The sequence below is a fragment of the Pseudonocardia yunnanensis genome (assembly GCF_039534065.1).
Lineage (GTDB): Bacteria > Actinomycetota > Actinomycetes > Mycobacteriales > Pseudonocardiaceae > Pseudonocardia > Pseudonocardia yunnanensis.
The window spans coordinates 64,357-74,932 of record NZ_BAAAUS010000026.1 but is presented as its reverse complement, the minus strand read 5'-3'; the positions used below and the strand labels follow the sequence as shown (position 1 = coordinate 74,932).

14 protein-coding genes and 1 pseudogene are annotated in these 10,576 nt (G+C 65.9%); 8 read left to right on the top strand and 7 right to left on the bottom strand.

The window, feature by feature from the left end; genetic code table 11:
- The 3 genes and pseudogenes from ABD743_RS24760 to ABD743_RS24750 form a co-directional block, all read left to right on the top strand.
- Nucleotides 1-321, top strand: a pseudogene (locus tag ABD743_RS24760) (cytochrome ubiquinol oxidase subunit I); the annotation flags it as partial.
- 115 nt (nt 322-436) lie between these two features.
- The gene (locus ABD743_RS24755; protein WP_344724588.1) at nt 437-907 is read left to right on the top strand and encodes a DUF417 family protein; all 471 of its coding nucleotides are present in this window, start codon (nt 437-439) and stop codon (nt 905-907) included.
- Nucleotides 908-1,123: 216 nt separating this feature from the next.
- Entirely contained in the window at nt 1,124-1,480 is a 357-nt protein-coding gene (locus tag ABD743_RS24750; protein ID WP_344724587.1) for a hypothetical protein, read from the top strand.
- Nucleotides 1,481-1,846: 366 nt separating this feature from the next.
- Here the strand turns inward: ABD743_RS24750 and ABD743_RS24745 are convergent, their stop codons facing one another.
- Nucleotides 1,847-2,926, bottom strand: coding sequence for an AraC-like ligand-binding domain-containing protein (locus tag ABD743_RS24745; RefSeq protein WP_344724586.1), 1,080 nt, complete (start codon nt 2,924-2,926; stop codon nt 1,847-1,849).
- Between the two features lie 989 nt (nt 2,927-3,915).
- On the opposite strand from ABD743_RS24745, the gene ABD743_RS24740 reads away from it, so the two are divergent.
- The 5 genes from ABD743_RS24740 to ABD743_RS24720 all read left to right on the top strand — a co-directional run bounded on the left by ABD743_RS24740 (nt 3,916) and on the right by ABD743_RS24720 (nt 7,098).
- The gene (locus ABD743_RS24740; protein ID WP_344724585.1) at nt 3,916-4,167 is read left to right on the top strand and encodes a hypothetical protein; all 252 of its coding nucleotides are present in this window, start codon (nt 3,916-3,918) and stop codon (nt 4,165-4,167) included.
- Nucleotides 4,164-5,084 carry an HpcH/HpaI aldolase/citrate lyase family protein gene (locus tag ABD743_RS24735; RefSeq protein ID WP_344724584.1) on the top strand — a complete coding sequence of 307 codons (921 nt, stop codon included), beginning with the start codon at nt 4,164-4,166 and terminating at the stop codon, nt 5,082-5,084. Before ABD743_RS24740 ends, ABD743_RS24735 begins: the two co-directional genes overlap by 4 nt.
- Before the next feature lie 394 nt (nt 5,085-5,478).
- Nucleotides 5,479-5,745 carry a hypothetical protein gene (locus ABD743_RS24730; RefSeq protein ID WP_344724583.1) on the top strand — a complete coding sequence of 89 codons (267 nt, stop codon included), beginning with the start codon at nt 5,479-5,481 and terminating at the stop codon, nt 5,743-5,745.
- Nucleotides 5,724-6,275 carry an acetate uptake transporter family protein gene (locus ABD743_RS24725; protein ID WP_344724582.1) on the top strand — a complete coding sequence of 184 codons (552 nt, stop codon included), beginning with the start codon at nt 5,724-5,726 and terminating at the stop codon, nt 6,273-6,275. The genes ABD743_RS24730 and ABD743_RS24725 overlap by 22 nt, the downstream gene beginning before the upstream one ends.
- A 130-nt stretch (nt 6,276-6,405) precedes the next feature.
- Nucleotides 6,406-7,098, top strand: coding sequence for a sigma-70 family RNA polymerase sigma factor (locus ABD743_RS24720; RefSeq protein WP_344724581.1), 693 nt, complete (start codon nt 6,406-6,408; stop codon nt 7,096-7,098).
- Here the strand turns inward: ABD743_RS24720 and ABD743_RS24715 are convergent.
- The 6 genes from ABD743_RS24715 to ABD743_RS24690 all read right to left on the bottom strand — a co-directional run bounded on the left by ABD743_RS24715 (nt 7,051) and on the right by ABD743_RS24690 (nt 10,492).
- Nucleotides 7,051-7,200 carry a hypothetical protein gene (locus tag ABD743_RS24715; protein ID WP_344724580.1) on the bottom strand — a complete coding sequence of 50 codons (150 nt, stop codon included), beginning with the start codon at nt 7,198-7,200 and terminating at the stop codon, nt 7,051-7,053. The two genes, ABD743_RS24720 and ABD743_RS24715, sit on opposite strands and share 48 nt — an antisense overlap.
- 88 nt (nt 7,201-7,288) lie before the next feature.
- Nucleotides 7,289-7,759, bottom strand: coding sequence for a hypothetical protein (locus ABD743_RS24710; protein WP_344724579.1), 471 nt, complete (start codon nt 7,757-7,759; stop codon nt 7,289-7,291).
- On the bottom strand, nt 7,752-7,961 hold the full coding sequence (locus ABD743_RS24705; protein ID WP_344724578.1) for a hypothetical protein: 210 nt from the start codon (nt 7,959-7,961) through the stop codon (nt 7,752-7,754). The genes ABD743_RS24710 and ABD743_RS24705 overlap by 8 nt, the downstream gene beginning before the upstream one ends.
- Nucleotides 7,962-8,387: 426 nt before the next feature.
- Entirely contained in the window at nt 8,388-9,173 is a 786-nt protein-coding gene (locus ABD743_RS24700; RefSeq protein ID WP_344724592.1) for an IclR family transcriptional regulator, read from the bottom strand.
- 520 nt (nt 9,174-9,693) lie between these two features.
- The gene (locus tag ABD743_RS24695) at nt 9,694-9,861 is read right to left on the bottom strand and encodes a hypothetical protein (protein WP_344724577.1); all 168 of its coding nucleotides are present in this window, start codon (nt 9,859-9,861) and stop codon (nt 9,694-9,696) included.
- A 280-nt stretch (nt 9,862-10,141) separates the two neighbouring features.
- Nucleotides 10,142-10,492, bottom strand: a complete 351-nt coding sequence (locus ABD743_RS24690) for a hypothetical protein (protein ID WP_344724576.1) — start codon at nt 10,490-10,492, stop codon at nt 10,142-10,144.
- Between the last annotated feature and the right edge of the window lie 84 nt (nt 10,493-10,576).

Here is a 10,576-nt window from a genome sequence, read left to right as displayed (position 1 = left end):
TTCGTGCTGGGTGCCTCGACGCTCCCGTTCATCTGGAACGTCTTCCGCAGCTACCGCTACGGCCGGATCGTCACGGTGGACGACCCGTGGGGCTTCGGCAACTCGCTGGAGTGGGCCACCAGCTGCCCGCCGCCGCGGCACAACTTCACCGAGCTGCCACGGATCCGCTCCGAGCGTCCCGCGTTCGAACTGCACTACCCGCACCTGGTGGAGCGCTACCGCAGCGAGGCACACGCCGGGGACCGGGCCGCGCCGTCCGAGCTGGCAGCCGCGAAGACAGCACGAAAGACACAACCTAATCCAGACCCACGATCACGCTGAATGCGAGCGGGGTGAGTATCGCGCAGTATCAGCAAATCGGTAGAAGGTCTTTGGGGGACTCGACGATCCGGCGGACGAGGAAGGATTGGTGATGGCGGGTGAGAGGAGAAGCTGCGTGAGATTGCGTAAGATGGCCGTCGGAAAAGGTAAAACGCTCGGGATGGCGACAGTTCGCTACGGCTTGGCGTTAAATCTCATGGCAATTGGCCGCCTCAAGTATGAAGAGTTCGAGGTCGAGAACATTCGACCACTGATCAATGGGAGCCCTCTATTCTCCCGCCTTGCTGTCATGCTCGGCGAACGGCAACTCGCCAGGATCATTGGTTCTACAGAGATCTTGATCGGTGCGATGATAGCGGCGAAGCCGGTGTCTCCTCGGCTGTCAGCACTCGGCAGTGCGGCAAGCGTGGGCATGTTTGCCACTACGCTGAGCTTTCTGGCGACAACGCCGGAGGCTTGGGAAGAGAGGCGCATGGATCCCAGGTTGTCCCCTGCGGGGCAGTTCTTGGTGAAAGACGTCGTTTTTCTGGGTGCGTCGTTGTTGACCGCAGTCGACGCCATGGGTCAGGCAGAGCGCTCCGAATAGGTGGCGGTCGGGCGGCGTGGCACCAGGCGCTAGCCGGACTGAGGCGGAGTCCTGCTCGTAAATGATAGCTCGATCGATACCCAAGTTGGTCGAGCAGGCTTTAGGCGGTATCGGTAAGGGGCTCGAAATTGTGGGATGAGCTCATATGCCGGTCGGGCGGCGGAATGTCCGGAAGCAGGGGGTGATACAGACCCGGACTCCACCCTCTTTGTCACCGTGTTGTCGTTCGCCGGGTGCCTGCCGATCTTCGAGGCGAGCGCGGCGCTGCATGTCCGCCACTGCGTGCTGCAGTATCAGGCGACCGACGCGCGCCATCGGTCCGCGCTGGCATCTCGGGACGCGTCGCGGGTGCCGCGACTGGGGCTTGAGTACGAGATCGCGCGGTTGGACGCCGAGCGGGTCTGGGTGTTCGGGCTGATCGAGGAGATCGACGCCGGCTGGCCGACGCCGGTAAAGGCCCAACACTTCCCGACAACTGGTCACAACGTCAAAACCGTTGGCGGTCTGTGGTGGTGTGACCGGCACGATCGTCGCCAGCGTGGAGGCCTCGTCGGGCCCGAAACCGCCGAGTAGGCGCGCACGCGCGGCCGTCGTCGTCCCGATCAAAGGGGACCGCCTGGCCCATGGGTTTGGTGCCGAGCTCGTCATCTACCGCGATGGGCTGGAGTTGACGCAGGCGGAGCTGGCCGCCCGGTCGGGGGTGTCGGCGAGCTGGATTTGTGCGTTCGAGGCTGGCCGCGGTCGGTCTTCGGGCGGCGGCACCATGTGGCGGCCCGCCACGCGGCGTACATGCTGCTGCGAGCCGTTCCTGCCCGGTGGGCACGACCTCGTGTGTCGGCGGCGGCCCGGGCCTCGCGGTGGCCCGACTGCGTGCTGGTCGAGCCGGCTTGGCTGCTGGGGAAACTCGCTACGGTCGGACCCGTTGGGTTGGAGCGCGATCTAGTCCTGGCGGCTCCAACGTGGGGGGTAAGTCCGCCGTGGCGACGATTCGGTCGCGGTTGACCCGGTCCGGCGCTGGTGTCGCGTCCGGGTTGGGCCTGGTTGAGGCCTTCCGCCGGCGCTTGCGCGCAGCGTCTCTCGTGGCAGTTCGCCGAAGCGCTCGCGGTATTGCTGGGCGAAGCGGCTCTGGTGCAGGAAGCCCCATCTGATCGCAACGTCGCTGATCCGAACGAGGGATGGGTCGCTGCACTGCAGTTCGCCGCGGACGTGATCGAGCCTGATCCGGCGCAGGTAGCTCATCGGCGACTCGCCCAGCGCCTGCTGAAAAGTAGAGTGCAGGGTGCGCACGCTCATGCAGCCGGCCCGAGCGAGTTCCTGAGGAGTCAGCGGCTCGTCGACGTGTTTCTCCATGTAGTCCAACACCGGTGCGAGCTGGCGGTGCCGGACCGGTTCGGCCGGTGCGGCCAGCTCGTCGGCGAACTGATGCCGGCCGGTGTGCAGCAGCTGCGTCATGACGAACGCTTCGAGCTGCTCGCGGGCCACCGGCACGTCCGCGAGCCCTCCTGGCCGATCGAGCTCGCGTACCAGGAACTCAACCGCTGCCAGCAAGGTGCTGCCCCGACCTGTTGTCAGGTCGATGCCGAAGTCGAAGTCGATCACCTCATGGACGCGGCGGCCCAGGAGGTCGCCCAGGTGGTTCTCCAGGCTCAGTCGAGGGATCTTCAGGATCAGCTGCTGCGCGTCGGCTGACAGGCGCACGGCGTGCTGCCGCTCGGGGGAGAGCACGATGCCGCTGCTGCGCGCGCGCGTGGTGGCCCGGTCGCCGTCACTGCGGTCGGCGTAGATGCGACCGCCGACGTTGAGATTGACTTGGTAGCAGTCCCCCGTCGGGGGCTGGACGGCCTTCGCGCAGGACTCGTACGTCAGGTGACCGAGCGTGAAGAGCCGAAGCGACACGGCGTTGAGCGTCATATCGAGGGCGTCGTTCGGCGCAGTCAGCTCGTGGTCGACGTAGACACGCGTGACGGCGTCACGTGCCTCGTCCAAGCTCTTCGTGCGCAGCACCGGGAAACGGGTCAAGCGGGGCATTACGGTATCTGCGCCGGTGGTTTGTTCGGAAAGTACATTCATTCCGTCTCGACATCTCCGTGTGCGTTACGAGCTCTTCGCGATCGAGCCTAAGCAATCTTGTCTCGGCCTACCAGCCGTTGAATGCGTCGCGCTATCCGCGCAGCGAAGTACTACGCGCCTGCGCTCAACGGATCCAGGGCCGCCGTCGTCGGATATCGGATATGGGCGACCCGTCCCTAACGTAGGGCCGCGGCAGTAGCTGCCTCCAGGCGCAGCAGTCGGCTCCGACAGGAAGAAGTCGATGATGACCGTACAACCAGCACAGCTCGAGGAGCTGAGCTCTTTACCCACGGCAAGTCCGTCGACGCCTGTTCCGGCCGGACGTTCGAGTCCCAGGACCCTTACACCAGCACTGCATGGGCGCGACTCGCGGACGGCGCCCGGAGGACATCGCCGAGGCCGCGGCGTCGGCCCGCGCCGCGTTCGATGTCGGATAGGTAGCCATCGAGCTGACCGATGCGATCACCGAGAAGCACTTCGAGGAAGTGGAGCTGGCGTACCTGATCGCGGCGATCATGGTCATCAACGCATGGAACCGCTTCGGCGTGACATCACGCGGCGTCCCGGCCACACAATCCCGCCTGTGGTGACCAGCTGACTGTTCCCTTCCCAATCTGTGTTTCCTGCACTGACGAGGAAGGGGTGCGCCGGGCCACGCTCGCGCTCGGATTGCCGTGCATATGCTGGCCACCCTTCCGCGGAAACGGACACAACGAGCAGCAGTAGAGTTGCTTTCCGCTCTCGGTTCGGAGCTGCGGGAGGCGACTCACTCTGACGTCTGAGCGGCTCTGCAGTCTGTTGACTGCTGAGCCGGCCTGAACTGTCGCCGTGCCTGTTCTTGGGCAACTCGCCGCACGAGGCAGCCAGCGGCTCTGCGCGTTGCCCCTGTCGCCTCGGCGCCCATTCTTTCAACCAATCTCATGCGAAAGGTCTGAGTCGTGGAGGATTATCTCGAGATCTGGCAGGCTGGCGACCGGCGATCCGGATCAGGCATCCGCAAACTTGACAAGAATGTCGTGGTGCTGGTCGAGTACGAGATCGCCGCACTCGTTGAAAGTAGTCGGGTCGCTGGCGACGTGTGGCACTTCTTGAATGCCGCGACAGCGAATCTGATCCGGAGTCACCTGTATCAACACGACCCGGAGGTAGACGCCGTTTCCTTCGGCGCAATCGATGAAGGAGATCTGTGAAAGGAATCAGCGGAGTCGACGCTCGCACGTGGCTGGTCCTTCCCAGCGACCGTCCCGATCAGTTCAGCACACCCGAGGTTTGCGAGGCGGACGCGGTGGTTCTCGACCTGGCGAACAACGTTGCACCCGAGAACGTGGAACCTGCCCGCCACGCGGTCGCGAAGCACCTTTCCGGAGGCAGCAACGCGTGGGTGCGGGTGAATGGTTCGGACACCGACCTCTGCAGCGGTGACCTTCGTGCGGTCGTCGCCTGCCCGGGATTGCGGGGGATCGTACTGCCGAGAACCGAGTCGGCGGATCAGGTCCGGGCGGTCAAAGCGCAGCTGCGCGCCGGTGTGACGATCGTGGCGATGCTGGAGACAGCCGCGGGAATCGAGAACGCGGATGGCATCGCCGCTGCTCATGGCACGCTGCGGCTCGCGTTCGGATCGCCCGGCCTGGGCCGTGAGCTGGGGATCGCGGGCGGGGCGGCTGCCCTGCTGTATGCACGTTCACGACTGGTGATGGCCAGCTGCGCAGCCGGGCTGCCCGGGCCGATCGACGGGCCCAGCGTCGATCTGAACGACATCGTCGGGTTGGGTGAGGACCTGCGGCACTCGGTCGGACTCGGCTTCACGGGCAAGCTGTGTTTGCACCCCCGGCAGCTTTGCATGACCAACTCGGCGTTCGCACCGGCGCCGAGCAAGCTCGCGTGGGCACGTCGGGTGCTCGCCGCCACCCGTGCCTCGCCCACGTCAGTGATACGCGTGGATGGCGAGATCGTCGACTGGCAGCACATCGAAGATGCTCGACACACCGTGGCCCGAGCTGCTCTCTTCGATCCTGCCGACGCCAGACTCAGGGAAACGGTCGTGCACTTCCGGTACCGGCGCCGCGACGCGCCCACGGCAAGATCGAGCTGGCGGATCGACAGCTGAGACGCAGGGCAGGCCACAGTGAAAACCAGTACACCGGCCTGATTAGCAGCAGTACGCGCGGCTCCGACGCCAGAGAGTGAGCTGGCATTCACCTCATTGGTCAATCAGGGCGCTGCCTATCATCGATGCCGAACCCGTGACGTCACGCGGACTGTTTTTCCGGCACGGTCGCGGCATCGGCTGCACTCAGAATATTACCGACGGCAGGACGGCGTGATCATCCCGAACGGGTCGTCGCGCCACTCGGGTCGACGAAACGTGCTGCGCATTGCCGAGAGCCGCGTAGAGACACTCTCGTGTACGTCAACGAACGCCAAGATACAGCCGCCCACCGCCGATCGAGTTGGCGCGAACTCAGGACAGACCAGGAACCGCACGGCATCAGGAGGAAAACGTGACCACCCCAACAAGCCTGCACCTAGCCGGGACTGATACCGCTGACCACGACTTCTGGCGCGGCCAAAGCATGATCACACTCTCTCGCGTCTCCGCGCGCTCCATTCTTGGCCTCTTCGGCATCGCCGCTGCCACCTCGATGGTCGCGGTCAACCTCGCCGCCTGGCGCAGCAGCACCAACCTCCCTCTGGCGCTGTTCCCTTCGCTCGGACGGCTGGCGGTATCGCGCAGTTCCTGGCCGACATGTGGGCCTACTGCGCTGTGACGGCGGGCGGCATTGCGCAGTTCTTGGCCGGCGTGTGGGCCTACCACTCCCGTGACGCCCTCGTCGCCGTCATGCACGGACTCTGGGGTTCCTTCTGGATGGCCTACGGTCTTTACACCCTGCTCGTGGCCCTCGGTGTCCTTCCCCCGATCCTCGCCGGAGGCAGCGCCGCCTGCGCCTACGGCTTCTGGTTCGTCGTGCTCGGCGTCATCACCTGGATCGGGGCCGCCGCCGCGATCACCGAGAACGTCGCTCTCGCCGGCGTGCTCACGATGCTCGCCGCGGGCTGCACACTTCTGGCGATCGGATTGCTCGGCGCCCAGGCCACCGTCCTTGTCGTAGGCGCCTACCAGTTGATCATCAGCACCCTGCTCGCCTGGTACCTCGCCGGCGCCATGGTGTTGCACGCCGCTTTGGGGCGACCCGTCCTTCACATCGGAGGACGGCGCCGGCACCCGCATCTCGACACTTGTGCGCTCCTCTCGATCCAGTACGCCGCCGACGAACTCGGGGTCGAGGTCGGACAATGACCGAACCGAGAACAGACACCACGCCACCGGCCGCCAAAGTTCGCGAGCGCGACCGGAAGTCAAGCTCCTCGATCGTGGGTACGACCCGTGACGCGATGACCGCCCGGATCGCCCGATCACCTGCGGCGCGATGACCGACCCAGCAGTAGCCGATGCGGCGGCTGACTTCGAAATCCTTCGTTCTCGACTGTTCGGGATCGCCTACCGGATATTAGGTGGTGTCTTCGACGCCGAGGACGTCGTTCAGGATGTGTGGATCCGCTGGCAAGGAACGGACCGAGCACGGGTCCGCGATCGGGTCGCATTCCTCGTGACCGTCACCACGCGGATTGCCCTCAACGCGGCAACTTCGTCGCGCGCGCGTCGCGAGGTAAGTGTCGCCGGACGGCTATCGGAACGCGATTTCGCATCCGCCGATCCAGCGATAGAGGCAGAACGCAGCGAGGAATTCGAGCTCGCGGTCCACCTATTGATCGAAAGGCTGCCCCCTGTCGAACGCGCCGTTTACGTGCTGCGCGAAGCATTCGACTGTCCGTTCCGGGACATCGCTAAGGCACTCGGTTTCAGCGAATCCAACGCCCGGCAACTGGCGTATCGGGCGCGCAGGCATCTCGCCGAACACGATACAACCCGGTCGAGCCGGCAAACCGGTCCCACACCCGACGTAAGGGACCGGATGAGACAACTGTTCTCGATCACATCGCCACCGCTGCACAGTCGCCCTTGCACGATGCCGGCCGCACGAACGCACCTTATGTGTACGAGACGGCCATCATCACTCCGCAAGAAGACGGGTGTCGAGCCGGCCGTCGAGGCGCAGTAGGGCATTGTGGAGCACGTCGATGCCGGCGGGGAGGTCGGCGGTGGTGGTGAGCTCGTCGGGGGAGTGGCTGACGCCGTCGTTGAAGCTGAGGGCGAACACCATGCCAACCGGACGGATGACGTCTACGAACCCCGTTGTCCGCGGCAGCCGGGTCGGTGGACCTGGCGGGGGTTGGTCAGGACTGTGACGGTCACGCCGCGCCTCCCGCGCCTGCCGGCTCGAGAACGTGCAGCGGGACCCCAGCAACCGCATCGGTGGGCGACGTGTGGAGCACGGTGCCCACCGCCACGACGGTCCCACCAGCACCGGCGACGGTGCGAATCAGCGGGAGCACGCCAGGGTAGTCGGCCCACTCGACGTCGACCGCGACGATGGTCGCGCCGTTCTCCGGGTGGCGGCCGAGGCTGAGTCGGCCCAGGTCGTCATAGGCTGGGATGAAGTCCACGCCGAGTTCGCGAGCGACGACGTGGCAGAGTACGGAGGCCTCGCAGGAGCTCCAGAACACCACCGCGGTGGGCTGGTACTGGCGCAGTTGCTCTGCGAGGGCGTGACCGAGGGCCTCCGGGACGGCCGGGGAGTCGAGGGTGGTCGGAACGCCGGTGGTGATGTGGGCGCCGCTGGCGGCGGCGATGTCGAGGATGCGGTGGTCGCGGTCACTCATCTGCGGTCTTCTTCCGGTATGTCGGCATGAGATCGGCCGGGCGGAATAGCGATGCGACGTCCTGTCCGTCGTCGGACTGATCGTTGACGATGGCAACCTCGGCGAGGACCTGGGCTCCGATGCCCTGCGTGGCCTCGATGAGGTGCCTGGTCGGAACCGCGACCACGATGACCGACTCGGACGGGTAGAGCTCGCCGTGCACCCGCTCTGCCCGGAGGTCGACTCACAACCGCCCCAATTCGGCCAGGTCTAGCGGCGGAGCCAGCTCGGGCCTGACCGGGTTTGCCAGTCGCAGATTCCCGACGGTGACCGACAGATCCGGCCTGCAGATTATAGAGTTCACCGGCAGCTTTTCCATGAGATGGATGCCCTCCATCCGCACTGCGAGAAGAGACGATGGTGAGGGTGGCGCGGGCCGCTGTCAAGAGCGTCAGCGTCGGCGCTGTAACCCGGAGATCCTCACGCCTTCCGCCGGGCGGAATCGAACAGGGCGGGGTGCGCCGTGGGGTGGATGCCTCAGGAACGATCTGTCCCGTGTGTTGCGGAAATTCGTGTTTAAGCTGATCGTTGAAGCTGTTCACCTGGATGGAGCAAGACGTAGCGGTTTCGGTGGTGCTCGGCGCCTCGCTCAGTGTGCAGCGAGTTCTTGGTCGACATCAGCGGGCTCCCATCCGAGGTCGGCCGACATCGACGCTGCGGCCTTGAGCAATGCCAACTTCGCGCCCTCGCGATCGGCAGCGGTCTCCATCCGGTGCATCGGGGCGGCCAAGGTCACCGACGCCACCACCTCATCGGTCGAGGTTCGCACCGGTGCAGAGACAGCCCACACGTTGTCATCGAGCTCGGAGTTGCAGATGTCGTAGCCGCGCTTGGAGATCAGGCCCAGCCGGTCCATGACCTGCTCCACGGTGTGCGGAGTGTCGTCGGTGAACGCGACGAGCGGTGTGCGGACCTCCAGCAGGGCCCGTGCCTCCGCCGACGGCCGGCCGGCGAGAAGGACTCGTGCTGCAGCGGCGGCGTGGAGCGGCATTTCCTGTCCCACGCGGACGAACAGGCGGAGCGGGTGCCCGCTCTCGGCGAGTGCGAGGCAGGTGACTCGGCCGCCCAACAGCTCCGACAGGAAAACCGTCTCCCCGGTGATCCGGCTCGCCTCTGCGACGGCCTTGTGCGGGGTCACCAACGGTGACTGACGCGCAAGGTCGCTCTGGCCAAGCTCCCGAGCCGCCGGCCCGAGGAAGTACCGCCTGTTCGACGAGGACCTCGTGACGAACCGCTCGCCCTCCAGGACGCGAAGGATCCGGTGTGTACTGGCCAGCGGCATCTCTACACGTTGGGAGATCTCGCCCATCGCCAGGCCCCGGTGCTCACCGGATAGCACCCGGAGAACGTCGAGGGCTCTCACGACGACCTGCATCGCCACCTCCGAATCGTGCGCGACGTGGAAGGCGCCCTTCCCCTCCGTGGACAGTCTGGCACCGCAGGGCCGCTGTGCTCCCTACTCCGGCCCGCGCCGGCGCCGCGGACGTGACTGCCGCCGAACCACATCGGCGGCACGCCCTTCCGGCGGGTGCCCGGCGCGGGCCACCGCTGCCCGCAGGTCGTTCGAATGTTTCTCGATCCTGACGGGATGACGCTGCAGCTCATGGAGAAGACTCAGTCCGCCGACCCGACGCCGCAGTGATCATCCGCGCACCGGGCACGGGGTCGATGGCCCCGGAAGGGATCCGGGTCACCGCATCCACGAAGTCCGCGGTCACGGGGCGTCGTCAAAAATGTCAGCGGTGATTCCCACCCCCGAGTGCCGTGTTCGGCTGGAACGAGATCCCCGAGACGGAGCGGCCGTCCGGGCTGTCGATCCGCTAGGCGTTGATCCGATGGGTTGCGTCGCGGAGTACCGGCGGCGCAGCTTGAGGAGACCGGCGCACGGCCCGCGGTCAGTGCTTCCCGGAGCTGCCCTTGCCACCCCGTAGCTTGTTGATCAACTGCTGGGCCTTTGCGCGATTGCGCGGGTCCTGCGCGTAGCGCTTGGCCTGCTCGGTGAGCTTCCGCCCTTGAGGGCCCTTCAGGAACTCGCTGATCTTGCTGAGCGGGCTGACCATCATCTCCCCATCTTTTGGTAATTAATCAGTCAACTCGCGTTGGGCCCGCTGAGTTCCAAGGGGCCGCGCCGGCTTCGGCGATGGGCGCGCTCCGGCGCACGGGTCGGCGACGGCGCCGATGGGCGTCAGCGTCTGCTGCTGTGGTGCCGGGCTACGAGATGGTCACGCATCGACCACGTCGCGACCTGCCGGCGCCAGGATGCACGCCGCGTGAGCCGTCTCCTGTTGGAAGCGATCGACCGGTAGCAACGCTCGCGTCGATGGGTGGTGCTACCGGTGTCCGTCATCTGCGGGAGTTGTCCAGGTATTGCAGGATCTCGTGGGCGGCGAGCTCGATGTCCTTGTGGCCCCACTCCGCGGCTCGATAGTGGCAGGAGATGATCCCCATCCGATGGATGCGCGTGTAGTCGCCGAAGACGAAGGCGTAGCGGCGCTTGGTGTCCTCGTCTGCGCCGTCGGTGAGGCCGAGATGCCAGGCGCCGTACTCGTCCCAGGTGTGGGTCTTGAGGTAGCGAGTGCCGTCGGCGGCGGAGGGTTGGACGTCTCCCCAGCGGCTTCGGAGGACGTAGCGGCGGGCGTCGATGAGGTGGTGGGCGTGGTCGACCGCGGCGTCGTTGACCCGGTACTTCGGCATGCGCTGATGGTGGCGTAGCAGGGCTGTTCGTGCAGGACCGCTGTCGCGGCTCGGGACTTCGGACCGCGCCACCGCTGCGTGTCG

Bases quoted from the DNA above. Each gene is read 5' to 3' on its own strand.
- ABD743_RS24690 (WP_344724576.1), bottom strand. From the start codon at position 10,492: ATGCCGAAGTACCGGGTCAACGACGCCGCGGTCGACCACGCCCACCAC.
- ABD743_RS24695 (WP_344724577.1), bottom strand. From the start codon at position 9,861: ATGATGGTCAGCCCGCTCAGCAAGATCAGCGAGTTCCTGAAGGGCCCT.
- ABD743_RS24715 (WP_344724580.1), bottom strand. From the start codon at position 7,200: ATGGTGTTCGCCCTCAGCTTCAACGACGGCGTCAGCCACTCCCCCGAC.
- ABD743_RS24725 (WP_344724582.1), top strand. From the start codon at position 5,724: ATGTGGGCCTACTGCGCTGTGACGGCGGGCGGCATTGCGCAGTTCTTG.
- ABD743_RS24720 (WP_344724581.1), top strand. From the start codon at position 6,406: ATGACCGACCCAGCAGTAGCCGATGCGGCGGCTGACTTCGAAATCCTT.
- ABD743_RS24710 (WP_344724579.1), bottom strand. From the start codon at position 7,759: ATGAGTGACCGCGACCACCGCATCCTCGACATCGCCGCCGCCAGCGGC.
- ABD743_RS24700 (WP_344724592.1), bottom strand. From the start codon at position 9,173: ATGCAGGTCGTCGTGAGAGCCCTCGACGTTCTCCGGGTGCTATCCGGT.